The sequence below is a fragment of the Streptomyces sp. DF42 genome (genome assembly GCF_058267695.1).
Genome location: NZ_CM177859.1, coordinates 7703068 through 7726268, shown reverse-complemented (window position 1 = coordinate 7726268; position 23201 = coordinate 7703068). Strand labels below are relative to the sequence as shown.

At 71.9% G+C, this 23201-nt stretch carries 18 protein-coding genes and 1 pseudogene; 15 read left to right on the top strand and 4 right to left on the bottom strand.

The window, feature by feature from the left end; all coding sequences use genetic code 11:
- Positions 1 to 26 precede the first annotated feature (26 nt).
- The 10 genes and pseudogenes from ACYUED_RS35390 to ACYUED_RS35345 form a co-directional block, all read left to right on the top strand.
- A complete protein-coding gene (locus tag ACYUED_RS35390) occupies positions 27 to 1778 on the top strand; it encodes an MFS transporter (protein WP_491288665.1) in 1752 nt (583 codons plus the stop codon).
- 273 nt (positions 1779 to 2051) lie between these two features.
- On the top strand, positions 2052 to 3668 hold the full coding sequence (gene cimA, locus ACYUED_RS35385) for a citramalate synthase (RefSeq protein WP_491288664.1): 1617 nt from the start codon (positions 2052 to 2054) through the stop codon (positions 3666 to 3668).
- Between the two features lie 31 nt (positions 3669 to 3699).
- Positions 3700 to 4722, top strand: a complete 1023-nt coding sequence (locus ACYUED_RS35380) for a ketoacyl-ACP synthase III family protein (protein ID WP_491288663.1) — start codon at positions 3700 to 3702, stop codon at positions 4720 to 4722.
- A 131-nt stretch (positions 4723 to 4853) separates the two neighbouring features.
- A complete protein-coding gene (locus tag ACYUED_RS35375) occupies positions 4854 to 5876 on the top strand; it encodes an aromatase/cyclase (protein ID WP_491288662.1) in 1023 nt (340 codons plus the stop codon).
- On the top strand, positions 5863 to 6492 hold the full coding sequence (locus ACYUED_RS35370) for an antibiotic biosynthesis monooxygenase family protein (protein ID WP_491288661.1): 630 nt from the start codon (positions 5863 to 5865) through the stop codon (positions 6490 to 6492). The genes ACYUED_RS35375 and ACYUED_RS35370 overlap by 14 nt, the downstream gene beginning before the upstream one ends.
- 114 nt (positions 6493 to 6606) lie before the next feature.
- A complete protein-coding gene (locus tag ACYUED_RS35365; RefSeq protein ID WP_491288660.1) occupies positions 6607 to 6795 on the top strand; it encodes an acyl-CoA carboxylase subunit epsilon in 189 nt (62 codons plus the stop codon).
- Between the two features lie 92 nt (positions 6796 to 6887).
- Positions 6888 to 8636, top strand: coding sequence for a fatty acyl-AMP ligase (locus ACYUED_RS35360; RefSeq protein WP_491288659.1), 1749 nt, complete (start codon positions 6888 to 6890; stop codon positions 8634 to 8636).
- On the top strand, positions 8633 to 10573 hold the full coding sequence (locus ACYUED_RS35355) for an acyl-CoA dehydrogenase family protein (protein ID WP_491288658.1): 1941 nt from the start codon (positions 8633 to 8635) through the stop codon (positions 10571 to 10573). The genes ACYUED_RS35360 and ACYUED_RS35355 overlap by 4 nt, the downstream gene beginning before the upstream one ends.
- Before the next feature lie 67 nt (positions 10574 to 10640).
- Positions 10641 to 11897, top strand: coding sequence for an acyltransferase domain-containing protein (locus ACYUED_RS35350; RefSeq protein WP_491288657.1), 1257 nt, complete (start codon positions 10641 to 10643; stop codon positions 11895 to 11897).
- Positions 11898 to 12007: 110 nt separating this feature from the next.
- Positions 12008 to 12565: pseudogene (locus ACYUED_RS35345) on the top strand (4'-phosphopantetheinyl transferase family protein); the annotation flags it as partial.
- 159 nt (positions 12566 to 12724) lie between these two features.
- Here the strand turns inward: ACYUED_RS35345 and ACYUED_RS35340 are convergent.
- The 4 genes from ACYUED_RS35340 to ACYUED_RS35325 form a co-directional block, all read right to left on the bottom strand.
- A complete protein-coding gene (locus ACYUED_RS35340; protein WP_491294578.1) occupies positions 12725 to 13336 on the bottom strand; it encodes a response regulator transcription factor in 612 nt (203 codons plus the stop codon).
- A gap of 49 nt (positions 13337 to 13385) precedes the next feature.
- Positions 13386 to 14627, bottom strand: a complete 1242-nt coding sequence (locus tag ACYUED_RS35335; RefSeq protein WP_491288656.1) for a sensor histidine kinase — start codon at positions 14625 to 14627, stop codon at positions 13386 to 13388.
- A gap of 87 nt (positions 14628 to 14714) precedes the next feature.
- Entirely contained in the window at positions 14715 to 16991 is a 2277-nt protein-coding gene (locus ACYUED_RS35330) for a TOMM precursor leader peptide-binding protein (RefSeq protein ID WP_491288655.1), read from the bottom strand.
- Positions 16988 to 17293: a hypothetical protein gene (locus tag ACYUED_RS35325; RefSeq protein WP_491288654.1), complete on the bottom strand. Its 306-nt coding sequence runs from the start codon at positions 17291 to 17293 to the stop codon at positions 16988 to 16990. The genes ACYUED_RS35330 and ACYUED_RS35325 overlap by 4 nt, the downstream gene beginning before the upstream one ends.
- Before the next feature lie 294 nt (positions 17294 to 17587).
- Between ACYUED_RS35325 and ACYUED_RS35320 the strand changes: the two genes are divergently transcribed.
- The 5 genes from ACYUED_RS35320 (at position 17588) to ACYUED_RS35300 (ending at position 23177) form a co-directional block, all read left to right on the top strand.
- The gene (locus tag ACYUED_RS35320; protein WP_491288653.1) at positions 17588 to 18400 is read left to right on the top strand and encodes an AfsR/SARP family transcriptional regulator; all 813 of its coding nucleotides are present in this window, start codon (positions 17588 to 17590) and stop codon (positions 18398 to 18400) included.
- 67 nt (positions 18401 to 18467) lie between these two features.
- Entirely contained in the window at positions 18468 to 20057 is a 1590-nt protein-coding gene (locus ACYUED_RS35315) for an acyl-CoA carboxylase subunit beta (protein ID WP_491288652.1), read from the top strand.
- 264 nt (positions 20058 to 20321) lie between these two features.
- Positions 20322 to 21587, top strand: coding sequence for a beta-ketoacyl-[acyl-carrier-protein] synthase family protein (locus tag ACYUED_RS35310; protein ID WP_491294576.1), 1266 nt, complete (start codon positions 20322 to 20324; stop codon positions 21585 to 21587).
- Complete coding sequence (locus ACYUED_RS35305; RefSeq protein WP_491288651.1) at positions 21584 to 22804, top strand: ketosynthase chain-length factor; 1221 nt, start codon at positions 21584 to 21586, stop codon at positions 22802 to 22804. Before ACYUED_RS35310 ends, ACYUED_RS35305 begins: the two co-directional genes overlap by 4 nt.
- Before the next feature lie 148 nt (positions 22805 to 22952).
- Positions 22953 to 23177 carry an acyl carrier protein gene (locus ACYUED_RS35300; protein WP_266531677.1) on the top strand — a complete coding sequence of 75 codons (225 nt, stop codon included), beginning with the start codon at positions 22953 to 22955 and terminating at the stop codon, positions 23175 to 23177.
- Positions 23178 to 23201 lie beyond the last annotated feature (24 nt).

The window sequence follows — 23201 nt, the reverse complement described above, 5'->3', positions numbered from 1 at the left end:
CCCCAAGTATTGAAAGAGGCCACATCATGGCTATTTCCTCCGAACAGGCTCCGTCCGTCGAGACGGAGGTGGACAGCAGGAAGACGGGCGCGGATCCGACGGCGGGGGACAGGCCGCTGGATCCCAAGCGCTGGGCGGCGCTGCTGGTGCTGCTCGTCTCCGCCTTCCTGGATCTGCTGGACGGCACCATCGCCAACGTGTCGGCACCCTCCATGCAGCGGGATCTCGGCGCCGGGTACTCGGCCATCCAGTGGGTTCTGGTGGGCTACCAGCTCGCCTTCGCCCTGACCCTGATCCTCGGGGGGCGGCTCGGTGACATCCACGGCCGCAAGAAGGTGTTCCTCGTCGGCGTGGCCGGGTTCACCCTCTCCTCGCTCGCGGCCGGTCTCTCCCAGGAGCCCTGGCAGCTGGTGCTCGCGCGGGTGATCCAGGGCGCCTCGTCCGGCGTCATGGTGCCGCAGGTGCTGTCGATCATCCATGTCACCTTCTCCGACAAGGAACGCGGCACCGCCTTCGCCCTGCACGGCCTGGTCGGCGGCCTCGCCGCGACGCTCGGCCTGGCACTGGGCGGTCTGCTGGTCCAGTGGAACCTGTTCGGCCTCGACTGGCGCCTGGTGTTCCTGGTCAACGTGCCGTTCGGGCTGGTCGGGCTGGTGTACGGCGCCAAGGTCATCACCGAGTCGAAGGCGCCGCAGGCGCTCAAGCTGGACATCCGCGGCGCGGTGCTGCTGACCATCGGCTTCGTGATGCTGGTCTTCCCGCTGCTGCAGGGCCGCGAGCTGGGCTGGCCTGCATGGGGCTACGTCTCCATGGCCGCGTCGTTGCTCGTGCTGGCCGGCTTCGTCGCCTGGCAGCGCGCAAGGACCCGCCGTGACGGGTCGCCCCTGGTCGAGCTGGGTCTCTTCCGCACCCGCAGCTACTCGGCCGGCCTCGCCGTGAACCTGATCTTCTACGCGGGGATGGGCATGTTCACCATCGGGTGGACGCTCTACATGCAGGTCGGCCAGGGCTGGTCCCCGATGCGGGCCGGTCTCACCAGCCTCCCGTTCTGCGTCGGCGCGTTCCTCACCGCCACCTCGTCCGTGATGATCCTGGTGCCCAAGTTCGGCCGCAAGGCGATGCAGATCGGTGCCCTGGTGCTGATGGCCGGTCTGGGCTCGTACGTCTACGTGGCGGGCAAGTACGGCAGCGACGTCACCTCCTGGAAGATCGCGATCCCGCTGTTCCTGGTCGGCCTGGGCTTCGGCACCGTGGCCACCCCGCTGCCGCTGATCGTCACCTCCGACGTGCCGCACGAGCACGCCGGTTCGGCCTCCGGCGTGGTCAACACCAACACCCAGCTCGGCTTCGCCATCGGCGGCGCCCTGGTCAGCGTGGTCTTCTTCGGCGGCATGGTCGGCAACACCACCGCCAATGTCGACGCCCAACTGCCGCAGCTTCGCCAGGAGTTGGTGGCCAGCGCCCAGGTGACCCCGGGCGCGGCGGACCGGATCGCCACGGCCTACCGCACCTGCGCCGTGGACCGGGCGAAGGAGAAGGACGCCTCCGTCGTGCCGGCGAGCTGCACCGCCGAGCCGCTGCAGGACCCGAAGACCGCCGCGGTCCTCGCCACGTACGGCAAGGACCAGGTCGGTGACTCCTTCGCCGACAGCTTCCAGACCCTGCTCACCACGTTCATCGGGATCGCCGCCGCGGTGTTCCTCCTGATGTTCGCCCTTCCCAAGCGCCTCCGCCAGGAGGACCCGGCGCAGGAGCCGGAACCCACCCCGTCCTCCTGAATCCCGCACCCCTGTAGGGCCGGACGGCACACCAGCCGCCCGGCCCTACAGGCATGCCAGACGGCAGCGCCTTCAGGGTCACGGGGAACCGCGCGTCTCTTGGGGGCACGGGGAACTGCGCGACCAGCCCCCCACGAGCCCGCACCCGCCGGACAACCCGTCGGGGCACCCCGCAACGCGTTCAAGCCCCACTCCGGCCCCCATCAAGCCAACGCCCCGACCCTTGGCACAAGCCGCGCAGCGAACTGCGCAGGCCGACAGGAAGGAGGGGCGATGGCGGACCAGAGCTTCCAGCTCTACGACACGACCCTGCGCGACGGAACCCAGATGGAGGGCCTCGCGCTCACCGTCGACGACAAGCTCGCCCTTGCGCGCAGCCTGGACGCCCTCGGCGTGGGATTCATCGAGGGAGGCTGGCCCGGCGCGATTCCGAAGGACACCGAGTTCTTCCGCAGGGCACGCACCGAACTCGACCTCAGGGCCGCCCTTCTGACGGCCTTCGGCGCCACCCGCAGGCCCGACGTCCCCGTGTCGCAGGACCCGCAGGTGCGGGCGCTGCTCGCGGCGGAGACACCCGTGGTGACGCTCGTCGCCAAGAGCCACACCGCGCACGTGGACCGGGCCCTGCGCACCACGCTCGCCGAGAACCTCGCCATGATCCGGTCCACCGTGCGGCATCTGGTGCTGGCCGGACGCCGCGTCTTCCTGGATGCCGAGCACTATTTCGACGGCCACGTCGCCAACCGCGAGTACGCCCTTGAGGTGGTGCGCACCGCCGCGGAGGCCGGCGCCGAGACGGTGGTGCTGTGCGACACCAACGGCGGTTCGCTGCCCGAGGAGGTGAAGGCCGTCGTCGCCGACACCATCGCCATGACGGGCGCGACCATCGGCATCCACTGCCACGACGACACCGGCTGCGCGGTCGCCAACACCATGGCGGCCGTCGACGCGGGCGCCGTGCACGCCCAGGGCACCGCGCACGGCTACGGCGAACGCTGCGGCAACGCCAACCTGTTCACCGTCATGGCGAACCTCGTCCTCAAGCGAGGCCGCGAGGTGATCCCCCTGGAGCGCCTGGCGGACCTGGCGTCCACCGGGCGGGCCGTGGCCGAGGTGACCGGCATCCCCGAGACCCCGGCGGCGCCGTACGTCGGCGCGGCGGCCTTCACTCACAAGGCGGGGCTGCACGCCTCGGCCCTGCGCGTGGACCCGGGCCTGTACCAGCACATCGACCCGGGCCGGGTCGGCAACGCCATGCGCGTCCTGGTCTCCGACATGGGCGGCCGCTCCTCGGTCGAGCTGAAGGCGCGCGAACTGGGCTACGACGTCAGCGCCGGCTCCGAGGCGGTGGGCCGGGTCGCGGCCCGGGTCAAGGAACTGGAGAGCCGCGGCTACAGCTTCGAGTCCGCCGACGCCTCCTTCGCCCTGCTGCTGCGTGCGGAACTGCTGGAGCAGGACGCGCGGCCGCCGTTCGGCGTCGAGGGGTGGCAGGTGGCCCTGGACGGGGAGAGCGGCGGCGCGCGGGCCTCGCTGCGGCTGCGTGTCGAGGGAACCTCGCGCACCGCCACCGGCCTGGGCAGGGAGCCCGTGCACGCCCTGGACGCCGCCGTGCACCAGGCACTCGACCCGGTCTTCCCCGAGCTGACCGGGCTGCGCCTTGTGGAGCACCGGGTCAGGGAACTCGGCGCCGACGAGCCGGACGGACCGCCGTCCACACGGGTCCTGTTGTCGTTCGGGTGCGGGGAACGGCACTGGGGCACCGTCGCCGTGGACCGGCACGCGACGGCGGCCGCCCTGGGGGCGCTGCTCGACGCCGTCCACTACGTCCTGTCCGACCGTCCGGGCCGGCGGCACGGCGCCGAGGCCCTGGTGGCCGCACCGGCCGGCTGACCCTCTCGAACCCTCTGGAGCGGCTGTGCGCGTGGAAGACATCCACCTGCGGGCGACGTCCGTACGTCTCCCCTCCCGCCTACGCATCGACAACGCCGTGGCCGCGGGCGACTGCCCGTCGGGCCTCGCCACCGCCACCGGCGCCGTGTCGGTGTCGTACTCGCCGGACGAGTCCGCCGCCGAGATGGCGGCGCACGCCGCCAGGACCGCGCTGACCCGCGCGGGCAGTGTCCCCGCCGACGTGGATCTGCTGTTGCACGCCGACACCTACCACCAGGGCCAGGACCTGTGGCCCGTGGGCTCGTTCATCCAGCGAGAAGCCCTCGGCAACAACTGCCCGGCGCTGGAGATCCGGCAGATGTCCAACGGGGGCCTCGCCGCCCTGGACCTCGCCACCGCCTATCTCACGGCCGGCCACGGACACGGCGACGCGCTGCTCACCTGCGCCGACCGCTTCTGCCCGCCGGGCATCGACCGCTGGCAGACCGATCCCGGCACGCCCTACGCCGACGGCGCCTCCGCCCTCGTGCTCTCCCGGCGGGGCGGCTTCGCCCGGCTGGTCTCCCTCGCGCTGCACGCCGATCCGTCGCTGGAGCCCCTGCACCGCGGCGACGAGCCCTTCACGCCGGCGCCGTTCGGCAGCCGGATGCCGGTGGACTTCGAGGAGGCCAAGCGGGCCTTCGTCGGCCGGGTGGGCATGTCGTACGCCATCACCCGGGCGCACAACGGGCAGCAGACCGTGCTCAAGCAGGCCCTCGCCGACGCCGGGATGGAGCTCGGCGACGCACGCTGGGTGGTACTCCCGCACTTCGGGCGCCGTCGGTTGCAGTCCATCTACTACAAGCCATTCGGCATCGAACCGGCCCGTACCACCTGGGAGTTCAGCCGGACCGTCGGCCATCTCGGCGCGGGCGACCAGTTCGCGAGCCTCGATCACCTGGTGGTGTCCGGCAAGGCGGAACCCGGCGACCGCTGCGTACTGATCAGTGTCGGAGCGGGCTACAGCTGGGGCTGCGCCGTCGTCGAGATCACCGAACGGCCCGGCTGGGCCTGACCCCGGCCCCGGCCCGGCCCGGCCCCCGATGTGATCCAGCCGCTCTCCACCCGCCGTCGAGGTGGGCTCAAGGCACCTGTGCCAATCTGCTGATCGCCGTCCTGGACGGCACGACCGAAGGAAGGACCGCCGTGGCGACGACCGTTACGAGCGACATACCGGACTCCGCCCCCGTCACCGGCACTCACGTCACCGAGCACTCCGTGACCGTGGCGGCCCCGCCGGACGCCGTCTACGCGCTGGTGGCCGATGTCACGGCCTGGCCCCAGGTGTTCGGGCCCACCGTGCATGTCGAGGTGCTCGAAGAGAGCCGGGCCGCACGGGAAGGGACCGGCACCGGCGAGCAGCTGCTGCGCATCTGGGCGATCGCCAACGAGCAGGTGCGCACCTGGACTTCGCGCCGCACGCTCGATCCGCGGGCCCGGGTCGTCACCTTCCGCCAGGTGGTGTCGGCGGCCCCCGTGGCCTCGATGGGCGGCACCTGGCGCATCGAGGCCCTGGAGGACGGCACGACGCGGGTGGTGCTCCTGCACGACTACCGTGCGGTCGGCGACGATCCGGAGGCCGCGAAACTGATCGAGCGCGCCGTCGACCGCAACAGCGTCGCCGAACTCGCCGCCCTGAAGAACGCGGCGGAACTCGGCGAAGCGGCCGCGGAACTCCGCTTCACCTTCAGCGACTCGGTGACGGTCGCCGGGGCGGCCGGCGACGTGTACGCCTTCCTGGACCGTGCCGATCTCTGGCCGGAGCGGCTCCCGCACGTGGCGCGGCTCGCCCTGACCGAGGACGAACCCGGTATCCAGCACATGGACATGGACACCCGCAGCCCGGACGGCTCCCTGCACAACACCACCTCGGTCCGGGTGTGCTTCGAGGACCGTGGGGAGATCGTGTACAAGCAGCTGCGAGTTCCGGTGGCGATGCGGGTGCACACGGGACGCTGGACCATCGAACCGTCCGGTGACGGCGAGACCCTCACCGTCACCTCCTGGCACACTGTGGTGCTCGACCCGGAGGGGGTGCGCAGCGCGCTGGGTCCCGAGGCCACGCTCGCCGAGGCCAGGGCCCTGGTCCGCAAGGCCCTGGGCACCAACAGCTCCACCACGTTGCGCCACGCCAAGCAATTCGCGGAGGAAGTGCATGCCCGGACGTGAACTCTCGGGCCCCGTCACGGTCATCAACCGCTTCGAGGTCAAGGGTGACACCGACAGGTTCGAGCGGCTGTTTCGTGAACACTCCCAGTTCCTGCGCCGCCGCAGCGACTTCGACTTCCTGGTGACCCTGCGCCTGGCCGAACGGCCGCACGTGTACGTCCATCTGGGGCACTGGCGCACCCTGCGCGCCTTCCTCGACACCGTGCACGACGACACCTTCCTGGTGCACGTCGAGCGTCTGGAACCCCTCGTGGAAACGGAGGTCGACCAGGCCGTGAGCGTGTCCCGGGTGCTGAGGGACAACGCTGTCGTCGGCACGGAGAGCGTGGCCCTGCTGCACGCCCGGGTCGGCGGGGACTGGCGCGCCTTCGAGCGGCGGTTCGCCGGTCTCACCGACGCCCTCGCCGAGGGGGGCGGCTTCGGCGGCAGCGACCTGCTGCGCTCACTGCTGCGCCCCACCCACTACACGGGCGTGCTGTGGTGGCGGGACCCCGAGTCCCTGGACCGGGCGCTGGGCAGCGCACCGGCCCTGGCGGCCCGGCACGAACTGGGCCTGGGCGCCGAGGTCGTCGTCGAGCGGACCCGGCATGTGGCCTACGAGCGCGTGATCGACTGAGACGACCGCTCCGGGCCCTGCCCGAGCGAGAACCGAGCCGAGGACCTCTGGTCCTCGGCTCGGTCGCGTTCGGGGCGCGAGGGCCGCTCAAGGTGTGGCATGCACGCTGTTTCCATGACCGACGAGACGCACATCACCGTGGTGCGCGGCCGGCCGGACGCTGCCGAACTGGCCGCCGTCACCGCCGTGTTGCTCGCCCTCGCGCACCGCGGTCCGGAACCGGAGACGGAAACGAAGGCAGCGTACGCGGACTGGACCGTCAAGAACGCGAGCCATCGCTCGCCGCCCTGGCCGGGGAGATGACCGCGGGACCAGGACCACATGTCACCGACACACGACACCGGAATCCGACAGCAGAACCCGACAGCGGAATCCGACAGCGAAAGGGGAGGGCGTTGACCGGCCATCGGACATTCACCGACATCGTGCGCGGCAGGGTCGCCGAGTCACCCGACCGTGAGGCGCTGATCCTCCTCACCGAGTGGGACGGAGCACTGCGGCCCGAGACTCTCTCCTACGCCGAGCTCGACCGGGCGGCGCGCATCGTGGCCGTCCGGATCGGGCGTCACGCGGCACCCGGCGAGCGCGTACTGATCCTGCACACCTCGCGCAAGCTGTTCGGCATCGCCTTCCTGGCCTGCCTGTACGCGGGCGTGATCGCGGTGCCCGCCGCGCCGCCCGGGGACCTTGGCCGGCACGACGAGCGCATCGCGGGCATCGTCAAGGACGCCGCCGCCGGCTGTGTGCTGACCTCGCTCGCCGAGGCCCCCGACGTCACCCAGCTCATGGCACGCACCGGACACGGGTACATCACCTGCGTCCCCACCGACGCCGACGTCATGGACGTCACCGTCGCGGACGACGGCGAACCGTGGCAGCCGCCGCGGCAGGAGCCCGACGACGTGGCGTTCCTGCAGTACACCTCGGGCTCGACGCGCGAGCCGCGCGGGGTGATCGTGACGCACCGCGCCCTGCTCGCCAACCACCGCGCGATCCACGAGGCGCTCGGCACCGTACCGGGCGCCAGGATCGGCGGCTGGCTGCCGCTGCACCACGACATGGGCCTGGTCGGGCAGTTGCTGCACGCCCTGTGGCTCGGCGGCACCGCCGTCCTGCTCTCCCCCATCGCCTTCGTCAAGCGCCCGGCCCACTGGCTGGAGACCATCTCGCGCTACGGCCTCACCGTCAGCGGCGCCCCCGACTTCGCGTACGACCTGTGCGTGCGCCGTGTCAACGACAGCCAGCTCGCCGGCCTCGACCTGTCCGGCTGGCAGGTCGCCGTCAGCGGCGGCGAACCCGTGAACGCCGCCACCCTGCGGGCCTTTCGTGAACGCTTCGCCCCGGCGGGACTGCGCCCCGAGGCGCTCGTGCCCTGCTACGGCCTGGCCGAGGCGACACTGCTGGTCTCCGGCGACCGCGCCGCCCGGGGGTTCGACACCCTCAAGCTGCCCGCCCCGCCGGATGCCGTGGGGGCGGTGGCCGAGGTCGTGTCCTGCGGCCGGGCCACCGGTGCCGAGGTGCGGATCGTCGATCCGGACACCCAGGTACCGCTCGACGACGGCCTGGTCGGGGAGATCTGGGTGCGCGGCGAGACGGTCTCCCGCGGCTACTGGGCGAGGCCCAGGGAGAGCGCCGACACCTTCGGCGGACGGATCAAGGACGGCGAGGGCGGCTATCTGCGCACCGGGGACCTCGGCACCCTCGTCGACGGGCGGCTCTGTGTGACCGGCCGGATCAAGGACATGATCGTGGTGGCGGGCCGCAACCTCTACCCGCAGGACCTGGAGCGCACGGTGCGTGAGGTCAGCGCCCTGTTCGGCTCCGGCACGGCGTTCGGGGTGCCCGGCGAGCGCGAACGCGTCGTCGTCGTACAGGAGTTGCGGGCGCGCAGCCGCTACGGCGTCGATCTGGCCGAACTCACCACCAGCGTCCAGCGACGGCTCCACGACCAGTACGACGTGGCCGCCGGCGGAGTGCTGCTGGTACGCCCCGGCACGGTCCGCCGCACCACCAGCGGCAAGCTCGAACGCGCCGCCATGCGCCGCATGTTCCTCAACGGCGAACTCACCCCCCTGCACCAGTGGGTCGACCCGGAGGTCGCACAACTCGTACAGCGCACCACGCCCCGAAGGGAACGCCGATGAGCGCCTTGTCCGATGGGGCGACGGTGCCTGCAGCGCCCCAAGGAGGCGCGGGGCTGTCTCGATACGCGGCTCCGCCGCGGGGCGCGACCGGCCACGGCGAACCCGCAGACGCCCGGCGACCCATCGCGGCACCCCCCGCGGAGCGCACCCGCATCGACGCCCTGGAATCCGCCTTCGGCCCCCTCGACGACCCCGAAAACCCCCTGGGCGGCGCGGCTCTCCTCGCCGCCGACGCCGCAGGCGAACAGGTTCCCGGCGCCGAACGGGTCCTGGACGCGTTCGCCCTCAACTCCGAGTTCGTACCGGAGGAACTCGGCGGCCGACTACGGCGCATGGACGTCCTCGGCCGCCTGCTGCGCCCGCTGTTCCGCCGGGACGCCTCCGTCGCCTTCGGCCACGGCCTCAGCTGCTTCTTCGCCGCCGTACCGGTATGGACCGCGGGCACCGCTGAGCAGCAGCGCTTCGTCGCCGGGCTGCTGCTGGGCGGCGACCGGGTCGCCGTCGCACGGCACGAGGTGGCGCACGGCAACGACTTCGTCCGCGACGAGCTGACCGCCCGTCCCGTCGCCGGGGGCCTGTGCGTGAACGGCAGCAAGACGGCGATCGCCAACGCGGCGCGCTCCCGGGGCCTGGTGGTCTTCGCCCGTACGTCGGACGCCCCGGGCGGGGGCCGCAGCCACTCGGTGCTGGTGCTCGACCGCGCCGCCCTGCCCGCCGACCGGATCACCGACCTCGAACGGCACTCCACCACCGGTATGCGCAGCGCCGAGTTCGGCGGGCTGGCGTTCACCGACTGCACGGTGCCCGGCAGCGCCGTGGTCGGCGGGGTCGGCGACGGCTACGAACTGTCGCTGCGGTCCTCCCTGATGATCCGCGGCCTCATCCCGTCGATCGTGCTGGCGGGCGTGGACACCGCGCTGCGGACCGTGGCCGTCTTCGCCACCCGGCCCCGGGACGACGGCCGTTCGTCTCTCGACGTACGGCATGTGCGCGACGTGCTGACGGGGGCCTTCCTCGATCTGCTGCTCATCGACTGCCTCGCCCTGGTCGCCACCCGGTCGCTGCATCTGCTGCCGCGGCAGATGAGCGTGTACGCGGCGTCGGCCGCCTATCTGGCGCCGCGGCTGGCCGCCGAGACGATGGACGAGATGTCGGCGGTGCTCGGCGAGGAGAGCTTCGCGGTGAGCGGGGCGTACGGCATGTTCCAGAAGCAGCTGCGGGACCTTCCCGTCACCTCGCTGGGCCACGCCGGCAGCGCGGGCCGGCAGGTCAGCATCCTGCCGCAGCTGCCGCACTTCGCCCGGCACAGCTGGTTCGCCGAACAGGAGGCGCCCGCCGCGCTGTTCAGGCCCCATGAGGATCTGCCGCCGCTCGATCTGCCGCGTCTGTCCCTGCTCGGCGACAGCGACCCGCTGGCCGCGACGCTGATCGCGTGCACCGAGTGGCTGGAGTCGGCCGACGTCTCCGTCCCGGGACGCGAGGACTGGCCCCTGCTGCGCTCGCTGGCGCGGGCCGTCACCGGTGAACTGGCGGATCTGGCCAGGGCGTTCGCCGAGGTCGACCCCGGCGACCGCGGGGCGCTGGGCAGCCCGCGCAACTTCGCGCTGGCCGACCGCTACACCATGGTCCTGGCGGCGGCCTGCTGTCTGGGGGTCTGGCGTGAACAGGCGCTGGCCGGCACCGACACGTTCCTGGCCGATCCGGCCTGGCCGTCCGCGGTGCTCCACCGCCTGGGCCGCCGCCTCGGCCTGTCCCTGCCCGACTCGGTCGCCACCTGCGAACAGCGGGTGCTCGCTGAGGCCCTGGACCGCCTGCACGACCGCCGAAGCTACGACCTGTACGGCTCCGCACTCGCCCGAGCGACCCCGGGGAAGTCCGGGCACGCCCCCACGCCGCCCGGCACGCTGTCCCACCGCACCGGCCAAGTGCCCGAGTAGCGCCGCCACGAGGACCCGCTTCCCGCCGGCGGAGGTATCCACCCGCGCCCGAGATGGAGCACCGACCATGCCCGAACCACAGCACGACGACGCGCACGACGACTCGTTCGACGTGGCCCACCGCGAATGGCTCACGGAGCGGCTCACCCACTATCTCGGTGTGCCGGTGGACGAGAGCGTGCCCTTCCACGAGTACGGACTCGACTCGGTGGCCACCCTCAGCCTGTACGGCGACATCGAGGAGGAGTTCGGTCCGCTGATCGATCCCACCGACATCGCGGCCTACCCCACGGTGCGCGAGCTGGCCCGGCACATGGCGCACCGCGACCCGCGTCCGGCGGGCGGCGGCCTGGTCAGGGCGGCTTTCGCGTTCACCGGTCAGGGTTCCCAGCACCCGGGTATGACCTCCGGGCTCTACCGGGACTGCACCGGCTACCGTGCCCATCTCGCCGAGGCCGCCGCCGAGTTGCTGCCCTACACCGGGACCTCCGTGGTGGAGCTGATCCTCGGCAACGACCCGCGCATCCACCAGACCGCGTTCACCCAGCCCGCGCTGTTCGCCGTCGAGTACGCCCTCGCGCAGACCCTGCGGGACGAGGGCGTGACCCCGGTCGCCGTACTCGGCCATGGCATCGGGGAGTTCGCGGCGGCCGCCGTCGCGGGCGCCCTGTCGCTGCCCGACGCCGCCCGACTGGTCGCGCTGCGCGGCGCCTTCATGCAGTACCTCCCCTCCGGCGGCGGCATGATGGCCACCTGCGCCGCCCCGTTCGAGGCGGCCGAACTGGTCGCCGCCGAGCCGGGCGTCGGCATCGGCGCCATCAACGCCGCCAAGGCCACCGTGCTCTCCGGGGACCGCGCGGGACTCGAACGCATCCAGGAGCAGCTGGAGGGCCGGGGCATCGCCTGCCGCCATCTGACGGTGACCCACCCCTTCCACTCGCCTCTGATGGCGCCCATGGTGCCGAGGTTCGACGCGGTCGCCCACCGGGTGGCCGGCGGTCCGGCCCGGGTGCCGTTCTACTCCACCGTGTACGGCAGGCTGACCACCGAGCCGCTGTACGGGCCGTACTGGAGCGAGCAGATCACCTCCCCCGTCCGCTTCGCCGACGCCGCCCGGGCGATGCTCGCGCAGCAGACCCCGACCCATGTGGTGGAGATCGGCCCCCGGGTGGTCCTCACCCCGTTCCTGCGCCGGATGGGCGGCAATGACGGGCCGACCTGCCTGGCGGTGTGCCGGGGTCCGGAGAGCGACGCGGTGGACCTGGCCGGGGTGATCTCCGCGCTCGACGCCGGACCGCTGGCGGCGGCGCTGGCCGGGGCGTGAACCCGGTGACACCGATCAGCCGTCCGATCGAGGCGCCGGGACCTGACGGTCCCTGGGGGCGGGTGCGCGACGAACTCGTGCGCAGCGGCAGCGTCCTGGTGTACGGCAGGATGCCCGGCTGGCAGCCGGACGCCGACGCGGAACAGCTGCGCGCCCTCCTCGGCCGTGACTGGATCCGCTACGAGAAACTCGGCAGGGCCGGGATGCGGGAGCGCTTCCTCGCCTCCCGGCTCTTCGTGCGCTACACCGCCGCGGCGGCCCTGCGCACCCAGCCGCAGCTGGTGGACCTGGCGTATCAGCCGGGTGGGCGCCCCTATGTGCGCGGCCTGGACCAGATCGACCTCAGTCTGAGCCACACGGACGAGACGATGGTCGTCGGCGTCACCCGCAGGGGCCGGATCGGGGTCGACGTGGAGCGCGCCGACCGCCGTCTGGCACACACCGGCTCCGAGGCACAGGCCTGCACCCCGTTCGAGAAGAGGCACCTCGACCGGTGCGGCGAGGGCTCCCGCAACGAGACGATGGTGCGGCTGTGGACGCTCAAGGAGGCCTACAGCAAGGCACTCGGGCAGGGCCTCAGGTTCCGTTTCACCGAGTTCGGCTTCGCGCTGCACGGGTCGTCGGGCGCCCGTCTGGTCCGTCCCGACGGCACGGCCACCGAGGACGACGGATGGACGTTCGGCACCTTCGACGTGGGCGGCCGCCATGTGGTGAGCGTTGCGGTGCACGACACCGGGTTCGGGGAGCTGGCGGACGTCTCGGTGGGTACGACGCTGGACGAGGGCCTGCTGGACGCACTGCTGGGGGCCGGACCCGGCCGGGCCGGCTCAGGGAATCCAGCCGGCCTCCTCGGCGATGCGGATGGCGTCGACGCGGTTGCGGGCGCCGAGCTTGCCGACGATCGAGGTGAGGTAGTTGCGGACGGTTCCCTTGGTCAGATACAGGCATCCGGCGATCTCGGCGGCGTCGGCTCCCCGGGCCGCGAGCCGTAGCACCTCCATCTCCCGGCGGGAGAGCGGATTGTCGGGGTAGTCCCAGGCCGTCAGGGCGAGCTGGGGGTCCACGACACGTCCGCCCATCGCCACCGAGCGTACGGCGGAGGCGAGTTGGTCGGGCGGGGAGTCCTTCAGGAGGAAGCCCGACACATGGGCCGACATGGCGCGGCGCAGGGTGCCGGGCTTGCCCAGGCTGGTGAGGATGAGGGAGCGGCAACTGGGGAGCTGTTCGTGCAGTTCGGCGGCGGCCGTCAGACCGTCCATCCCCGGCAGGTCGACGTCGATCACCGCGACGTCGGGCCGGACCTTGAGTGCCGTGCTGACGATCGTGTCGCCCCGTTCCACGGAGGCGATGACCCGCAGATCGGGCTCCAGTTGCAGCAGCGCGACCAGCGCGCCGCGAATCATGTGCACATCCTCGGCGAGAAGGATGTTGATGGACAGCACCTGTTACCTCCCCCAGGTAGCGGTGTCTCGTCTGATCAGGGCCTGATCAGGCCGCGGCTCTCTCGGTGCCGGGCGCGGCGGCGACCGTGGTGGTGCCGGCCTCCCCCTGATGCGGTTGGAGCGGTGCCCGTGCGTCGAGGCGGAACAGACCGTCCTCGTCGACGCCGGCCGTCAGTTCTCCGCCGATCTCGGTGAGCCGGGTCCGGAGGTTGCCCAGACCGCTCCCACCACAGGAACGCGCGTCGGGCTTCCCCCCGTCGGTGACCCCGTCGTTGACCAACGTGAGCAGAACCGTTTCCGTCCCGCTGGTGGCCCTGATCGTACATACCTCGGCCTTGCTGTGGCGGAGGATGTTGGTGACTCCTTCCCGCAGGGCTGTCGCGAGCACCGTGTCGACCACCGGGTGCAGCCGCTCGACGCGCATGTCGACCTCGACGCGGACCTCGGCCGACACCAGGACCTTCGCCGCCGACTCCGCCTCGTCGCACAGCGACATGTCCCGGTAGCCGCGGGAGACGAGCCGGACGTCGGCGAGTGCCTGGCGGGCGACGAGGAGCAGGGACGTGGTCTCCTCGGCGGCCTGCTCCGGGCGGACGGGGATCAGCCGGCTGACGAGCTCGCCCTTGAGCGTGACGGTGGACAGGCTGTACCCGAGCAGGTCGTGCAGATCCCGTGCGAAGCGCAGCCGTTCCTGGGTCACGGCCATGCGAGCCAACCGCTCGCGGGTGTCGTGCAGTTCGCGGACGAGGTCGGTCAGCCGGGTCAGGCCGTAGATGACGAGGCCCGCCAGCGTGACGGAGATGAGCACATAGCCGCTGTAGAGGACGCCCGAGCCCTTCAGCAACGGATAGAGCGGAGCGGCCGCCACGACGGCCCCGAACACCGGCCAGGCCACGGGGTTGGGCAGGGTGAGCAGGATGGTCGCGGCGAGCGGCCCCTGCATGCTGCCCCAGTCGAGTCCGAACCAGGCAGCGGGCAGATACGTCAGGACGGCCTGCACACCCAGGGTGACGAGCCGCCGCCGCAGTGGCCATGCGCGTGCGGCGGGCAGAGCGAGGGCGAACTGCACCCCAAACTCGAGCAGGACGACGCCGATGCAGACCGTCATCCTGGCGGCGTTCACCCCGCCCGTGTGGAGCACGTTGAGGATGACGATGAAGCAGTAACAGGTCAGCACGAGCAGGACGATGGTGCGGGCGAGGCGGGGGGCCATGGCCAGGTGGATCGCTGCCGGCGGGGAACTCTCGGCGCCCTCGGTACTTTCCGTTCCACGGAAAGCGTCCGGCATCGTGACCTCCTACCCCCGGGGACATGGCGAAACGCATGGTAGGGCTCACCGCGGGATCGGGCCACCGATGGCTGTAATCAGCCGGATTCACACGAACAAAGGAATGGGGTTGAGGTCGCGGTGACCCGTCGCGTGCGGTTTGCGACCGAGGGTCACGGGAACCTCGTAGAGCCGTCCGGGGGCGAACCTGGCCCAGAAGTGACGCATCCCGGGGACGATCACCTTGACCACGGGAAGCCGCACGTCAGGCCGAGTCTGATCGAGGACGAGCAGTTCCATGCCATGGCCGCGTACCAGGTCCTGGGCCACCGTGAGGTCGCTGAGCAGGTCGTTTCGCGGTTCGCACACGTAACGTGCCGGTGTACGGGGCGACTCGGCAGGGTCCGGGACGAGATATGGCTGATTCCGGGTGGTCGCCAGGGACCACCAGGTGGCCAGCTCCGGGTGGAGGGAGGCGAATTCACCGTCCGCCCGTGTGTCCACGTCCGGTGGCGGGAGCAGCTGGGCCATCTCGGTCACCGCGCGACGCAGTGCCGTACGCGGGTCGAAGTGGGCGCCGAAGCCGAAGCAGATCTGCTGCGCCGTCCCGTCGTTGCGGCAGGAGACGGCCGCCATGGCGGGGATGCCGAAGTCCGCGGTCAGGTCCAGCACCCACAGGTCACGGCGCAGCCTGCCGTACGCGGCGCGTACCTGACCGAGCCAGGGTTCGTCGAAGGCGTCCAGGTCGACGCCGGGCAGCCGGCTGCGGTTGTACCACCACAGGGCGACCGCGTCGCGCTCGACCACCTCCAGGAACCCCTGGAGCGCCGCGTCCTCCAGGCTGCTGCCGGCCGCGTTGCCGTTGGAGTCCGCCCACGGGGCGGACGGCCGTCGGCCCGGGGCGGGGCCGAAGTAGAGCATCGAGGTGGGCAGTAGCCGGTGGGTGCCGGCGGTCATCGACCACACGGGGGTCCACTCCGTGGGCGCGTGCGGATCGAAAGGCGGCGGAACCTGCTGGAAGGCGGCGGCCGAGCGGTTCCAGCGCTCCCGCTCCGCGAACTGCCGGTCGGCGTACAGCTGGCAGGAGTTGGGGTGCAGCGCGCTGTCGCCGAGCCCTGCGAGTGTGTCGACCACGACGGGCTCGTCCCCGTGCCGGGTCGCGCTGTAGCGCTCGACCGCCTCGCACAGCGCGCCGGCCTCGGCCTCGGCCGGCGTGGTGCCCTTGCCGCCGCTGTGGCTGCGCAGCCCGTGCCGCAGCCCGGCGAGCGAGTCGGCGCGCAGGGCGTGATTGCGCCCGGACACATAGCGGTTGAGGCCGTCGGGGGTGCCGGAGGCCGGCCGTACCTCGGGCACCACACCGGTGAGCGGATCGACGAGATGCCGGTAGCGGGAGAGCACGGCGTCGGGCGACAGGGCCCTGTGGCCGCCGCCGGCCGTGGCCGTTTTCGGACGGGAGGCGAAGGTCACCGGGCGCCGCACGCTCGCCGCCACCAGACCGGGATCGCCGCACTCGGGGCACTGGGGGCGCCGGATCACCGGGTGGTGGTGGGTGCGCAGGGTGCGGGTGTCCAGAGTGCACAGGGCGCTCTGCTCGGCATGGCGCATCCCGGCGACCCACTTCATCGCCTCCAGGACGGCGCTCTGCAGTCCCAGCGCCCGTACGGACGCCAGGTAGGCGCGCGGCAGCGGCACCGGGCCCGGCAGTCCGAGCACCCGCTGCACCGGCGCCTGCGTGGCGCGGTGTCCGCGCAGCCGGTGTGCCAGGCAGGACCAGCAGGCCCGCTCGGGGGTGCCGAACACCGGGCCCACCCAGGCCTCGACGCCACACGGCCTGGCGAGCAGCCAGGGCCGGCCCGCGGCCCGGTGCCGTGCGTCCACGTCGGCCAGTGCCGGGTCGAGGTAGTCGTCGCACACGACCAGCGTGAACGCCGCGGACGTCTCCTCGTCGGCCAGGGTCAGGCCGGAGGCGCGGCACTCCTGGTGGACGGGGCCGGGGTCCGTCCGGCCCAGCACGAGGATGTGCACCGGAGTGCTGCCCAGCGCCGCCTGGGCGCCCGCACCGCTCAGGCCCGCGAGTTCCCAGTAGGCCTCCGCGGCGGCATCCGTCGACGGGGCGCGGTAGCCGATGAGTTCGGCCGCCGCGAGCGCGGCGATCGTCCGGCCCGCCGCCGGCGCGTCGACCACGCCGGCGGCCGCCAGGAAGACGGCCTCCAGGGTCCGGGTCCCGTCGAGCAGCGGGGCGAGGGCCTCGACGTGCGGGCCGTGCAGCGCGGTCGTACCGCGCTCCGACAGCAGATACACGGCCTCTCCACCGACGACCTCGACGCGCAGGTGGGGCTTGAACCCCACCTGCCGTGCCGCGGAGGGCATGGAGGATCCGCTCATGCGGCGGGAGTCCCCGAGCCGGCGACGGCGTGCTCCTGCCCGGTGAACCAGCTGTCGTAGCTGATGGACGTGTCCGGCCGGTCCAGGTCCTCCAGCACGAACGTTTCCCCTACGGCTGCCGCCAGGTACACCGGCTCCGCCGCCGCGACCCCGAACTCCGCGAGGACCGACACCGGGTCGGCGAGGTAGCGCGCGGCCAGTTCCGGTTCGAGTCCCGCACGGGCCGTGAGGAGTGCGATGCGGTGGTCCTGCGAGGTCGCATGGGCCCGACGGGCCGGGGCGGGCATGATCAACGTGCTCATGGAACCCTCCAGAGTCCTGAGTGTGTTGAGAGGCGCTGCGAATCGGGAATTCGTTCGGCGTATCCCGCGACACCGAATTCTGGAGGGCGCTCTTCGAAGGCGCACAGTGCCGGGCTCACCATCGCGCCATGACATTTTCATAGGCCTCTTCATGAGTCGCGCACTGTGGCTGGAACGCGGCTCCTGCCAGGCTCTTGGCATGCTCGGGAGGCAACGACCGCGGCCCGCGGCCGACGGCACCGCCCAGGCGACACGGGGGCGGGCACCGCCCGTGCGAGACGGGAGAGTGATCACATGGACATCAGGATACTGGGGCGACTCACGGCCGAACTGAACGGAGTGTCGGTCGTACCGACCGCCGCGAAACCGCGGCAGATTCTCGCCCTGCTCGCCCTGCAGACCGGACGCGTCGTCACCGTGCCGACGCTGATGGAGGAGATCTGGGGCGAGGACATACCGCGCAGCGCCGCCACCACCCTGCAGACGTACATCCTGCAGCTGCGGCGCAAGATCGCGGCCGCCCTGGAGGGCGACGCGACCCGCCGGCCCAAGGACATCCTCGTCACCCAGCACGGGGGCTACCTCCTTGAGGTGCAGCCGGGACAGATCGACGTACAGGAATTCGAGCAGCTGTGTGCCTCCGGGCGCGACGCTCACGAGGCGGGCGACCACCGCACCGCCGCCGAACTCCTGCGCAGGGCCCTGGCGTTGTGGCAGGGGCCCGCCCTGGTGGACGTACGCCTGGGCAGTGTGCTCGAACTGGAGTCCCTGCGGCTCGAGGAGGACCGGATGGCGGCCCTGGAGCGGCGCATCGAGGCCGACCTGTATCTCGGCCGGCACGCGGAGATCGTGCCCGAACTGCGCGTGCTGGTGGCCAGGCACCCCATGCACGAGAACTTCTGTGCCCATCTGATGACCGCGCTGCACCGCTCCAACAACGCGTGGCGGGCCCTGGAGGCCTACCAGCGGCTGCGTGGTTCGCTCGTCGAGGAGCTCGGCATCGAACCGTCGTCCCGGCTGCGGCGGCTGCACCAGTCGATCCTCGCCGCGGACCCCGAGCTGGACCTGGAGGTGCACCGCCAGGTGCCCTCCTCCGCCGCCGGCTGACCCGGAACCCGGTCGGGCCCGGCGGTGTCTCGACCCACGTTCGAGCCGCCGGCCCTACGTTCGGCCGATGACGATCCTCGACGACCTCACGGTCTCCTCAGCCGCCCCTGACCTGCGACGAGCCGCCGCGGAACTGCGCCGTACCAAAGAGGAGGCGGGCCGCGGCCCCGATCCCGAGGCCACCCGGCGACAGCACGCGAAGAACAAGCTCACCGCTCACGAACGGCTGGCGGTCCTCTTCGACGAGGGCACCTTCACCGAGATCGAACCGCTGCGCAGGCACCGCGCCACCGGATTCGGCCTGGAGGACAGGAAGCCGCACGGCGACGGCGTGGTCATCGGCTGGGGCCTGGTCCACGGCCGCACCGTGTTCGCCTACGCCCACGACTTCAGGGTGTTCGCGGGAGCGCTCGGTGAGGCCCACGCCGCCAAGGTGCACAAGGTGATGGACCTCGCGCAGGCGGCCGGAGCGCCGCTGGTGTCGCTCAACGACGGCGCCGGTGCCCGCATCCAGGAAGGCGTCACCGCGCTCGCCGGCTACGGCGGGATCTTCTGCCGCAACGTGGCGGCCTCCGGGGTCATCCCGCAGATCAGCGTGATGCTCGGCCCGTGTGCCGGGGGCGCCGCCTACTCGCCCGCGCTCACCGACTTCGTGTTCATGGTGCGCGAGACCGCCCAGATGTTCATCACCGGGCCCGACGTGGTCCAGGCGGTCACCGGCGAGAGGATCACGCACAACGGCCTGGGCGGCGCCGAGCCGCACTCGACGGTCTCCGGTGTCTGCCACTTCGCGTACGACGACGAGACCGAGTGCCTTGAGGACGTACGGTTCCTGGTCTCCCTGCTGCCGTCCAACAACCGGGAGTTGCCGCCCGCGGCGCCGTCCGGCGACCCCGCCGACCGGCGCACGGAGGCCCTGTGCGACCTCGTGCCGGCCGAGCCGGGGCGCTCGTACGACATCCGCGCCGTCATCGGGGAAGTCGTCGACGACGGCGAGTACTTCGAGGTCCACGAGGCGTGGGCACGCAACGTGGTGTGCGCGCTCGCCCGGCTCGACGGGCACCCCGTGGGCATCGTCGCCAACCAGCCCGCCGTGCTCGCCGGCGTGCTCGACATCCACGCCAGCGAGAAGGCCGCCCGCTTCGTCTCCACCTGCGACGCGTTCAACATCCCGCTGGTCACCCTGGTCGACGTACCGGGCTTCCTGCCGGGCGTCGACCAGGAGCACAACGGGATCATCCGGCACGGGGCGAAGCTGCTGTACGCCTACTGCAACGCCACCGTGCCCCGGATCTCCGTGGTGCTGCGCAAGGCGTACGGCGGCGCCTACATCGTCATGGACTCCCGCTCCATCGGCTGCGACCTGTCCTTCGCCTGGCCGACCAACGAGATCGCCGTGATGGGCGCAGAGGGCGCCGCGAACGTCATCTTCCGCCGCGAGATCAACGCGGCCGACGACCCCGAAGCGGTGCGGGCGCAGCGCATCAAGGAGTACCGCACCGAGCTGATGCACCCCTACTACGCCGCCGAACGCGGCCTGGTGGACGACGTCATCGAGCCGGCCGAGACCCGCTCCGTGCTGATCCGCTCACTGGCGATGCTGCGCGGAAAAAAGGCCGAAATACCTGCTCGCAAGCATGGCAACGTCCCCACCTGAGCGGCCATCGCCGCAGGTCCACGCGGACCCGAGCGGCCGTCGAGGACCTGCACGTTCCATGGGCTCACCGGCTTACCGGATACGGCGGCCTGTCACAAGCGGGCGGCCGTCCGGGCCGGTCGGCCGGGGCGAGAACTCAACCCAGCGCGCCCCGGCCACCGAAACACCCCAGTGCTCCGGACGAAGGGATCGACAGTGGCCCGCACAGTTCCATCCGGCAGGGAGTGCGCGAAGCACTCCGCCCCGTCGAAGGCGAGGTAGATGATGCGTCGAGTTGCCATCACCGGACTGGGCGCCGTGGCCCCTGGCGGGATCGGCGTCAAGGAGTACTGGGACCTGCTCACCGCGGGCCGTACCGCCACGCGCACCATCTCCTTCTACGACCCCTCCCAGTTCCGCTCCCGGGTCGCCGCCGAGTGCGACTTCGACCCGCTGGCCGCCGGGCTCTCGCAGCAGGAGACCCGACGCCTCGACCGGGCCGCCCAGTTCGCGGTGGTCTCCACCCGTGAGGCGCTCGCCGACAGCGGCCTGGACGCCTCGGCCCTCGACCCGGGCCGGATCGGCACCTCCCTGGGCAGCGCGGTCGGCTGCACCACCAGCCTGGAACGCGAGTACGCGGTGGTCAGCGACGGCGGCCGCAAGTGGCTCGTCGACCACGAGTACGCGGTCCCCGAGCTGTACCGGCACTTCGTACCCAGCTCGATGGCCGCCGAAGTGGGCCGGGCGGCGGGGGCGGAGGGACCCGCGGCCGTCGTCTCCACCGGCTGCACCTCGGGCCTGGACTCGCTCGGCCACGCGGTGGAGCTGATCCGCGAGGGCACCTGCGACGTGATGATCGCCGGCGCGACCGAGGCCCCGATCTCCCCGATCACCTCCGCCTGCTTCGACGCCATCCACGCCACCACCCCGCGCAACGACACCCCGGAGAGCGCCTGCCGGCCCTTCGACCGGACCCGCAGCGGTCTGGTGCTCGGTGAGGGTGCGGCCGTGCTGGTCCTGGAGGAGCTGGAGAGCGCGCGGCGCCGGGGCGCGCACATCTACGCCGAGATCGCGGGCTTCGCCCAGCGCTGCAACGCGTTCCACATGACCGGGCTGAAGCCGGACGGCCGGGAGATGTCGGAGGCCATCGACGCCGCCCTCACCGAGGCCCGGCTGGATCCGACCACGATCGGCTACATCAACGCGCACGGCTCGGGCACCAAGATGAACGACCGCCACGAGACGGGTGCGTTCAAGCGCAGCCTCGGGGAGCACGCGTACCGGACCCCGGTCAGCTCCATCAAGTCGATGATCGGGCACTCGCTCGGCGCGATCGGCTCCCTGGAGATCGCCGCCTGTGCCCTCGCCATGGAACACGGAGTGCTGCCGCCCACCGCGAACCTGCACGAACCGGATCCCGAACTCGACCTCGACTACATCCCGTTGACCGCCCGGGAGAAGAAGCCGGACGTCGTTCTCAGCGTGGGCAGCGGCTTCGGCGGCTTCCAGAGCGCGATGGTCCTCGCGCGACCGGAGAGGAGCATCGCATGACCACGTCCACCGTGGTGACCGGACTCGGCGTCGTCGCGCCCAACGGCCTGGGCACCGAGGACTACTGGAAGGCGACACTGGCCGGCGAGTCGGGCATCGGCCCGGTCACCCGCTTCGACGCCTCGCGATATCCGGCCCGGCTGGCCGGCGAGGTGCCGGGGTTCGTCGCCGAGGAGCACATCCCCAGCCGGCTCATGCCGCAGACCGACCACATGACCCGGCTGGCCCTGGCCGCCGCGGAATGGGCCCTGGAGGACGCCGGCCTCGACACCGGCGAACTGCCCGAGTACGGCATGGGCGTGGTCACCTCGGCGTCCGGCGGCGCCGTCGAGTTCGGCCAGCGCGAGCTGCAGAACCTGTGGAGCAAGGGCAAGGAGCACGTCAGCGCGTACCAGTCCTTCGCCTGGTTCTACGCCGTCAACACCGGCCAGATCTCCATCCGGCACAAGCTGCGCGGCCCGAGCGGCGTGCTGCTCACGGAACAGGCAGGCGGCATCGACGCGATCGGGCAGGCCCGCCGCCATGTCCGCCGTGGATTCCAGGCGGTGGTCTCCGGAGGCGTCGACGCGGGCATCTGCCCCTGGGGCTGGGTGCCGCAGCTCGCCTCCGGCCTGATGAGCACCGTGCCGGACCCGGCCCGCGCCTTCCTGCCCTTCTCGACCGAGGCGAGCGGATACGTGCCGGGCGAGGGCGGGGCGATCCTGGTCGCCGAGGACCTGGCGGCCGCCCGCGAGCGCGGCGCCGCCCATGTCTACGGTGAGATCGCCGGGTACGCCGCCACCCTCGACCCGGCTCCCGGTTCGGGCCGCCCGCCGGGCCTGGCCAGGGCCGCCCGCACCGCCGTCGCCGACGCGGGGCTCACCCCCGCCGACATCGACGTCGTCTTCGCCGACGCGGCCGGCGTCCCGGAGCTGGACCGGGCCGAGGCCGAGGCCCTGGTGACCGTGTTCGGTCCGCGCGCCGTGCCGGTGACCGCCCCCAAGTCGATGACCGGGCGGCTGCTCGCCGGCGGCGCCGCCCTCGACGCGGCCACCGCCCTGCTCGCCCTGCGCGACGGGGTGATCCCGCCCACCGCCCACGTCGTCGAGGCCGCCGCGGACTACGCGATCGACCTGGTCACCGGGGCTCCCCGGGAGGCGGACCTGCGCAGCGCCCTGGTGCTCGCGCGGGGCCACGGCGGCTTCAACGCGGCGCTCGTCGTACGCCGCACCGCGTGACCACCACCGTGTCACCACCACCGTGTGACCACCCCTGTGTGGCCACCACTCCCGCCACCTGAGTCAGGCACCACTCACATCACCCAACGGAGGACCCACCGTGACCACCACCACGACCACCACCGTCACCCTGGCCGACCTGACCCGGATGCTGCGCGAGAGTGCCGGCGAGGAGGAGGGCATCGACCTGGACGGCGACGTCCTCGACACCCCCTTCCTTGAGCTGGGCTACGACTCGCTCGCTCTGCTGCAGGTCATCGGCGAGATACAGCGCACGTACGGCATCAGCGTCCCCGACGACGCGATCGTCGACGCCGAGACGCCGCGCGCGCTGCTCGAGCTCATCAACTCCGGCCAGGGCACCGCGGCCTGAGCCGGCCGGCGGGCCGCCCCGACT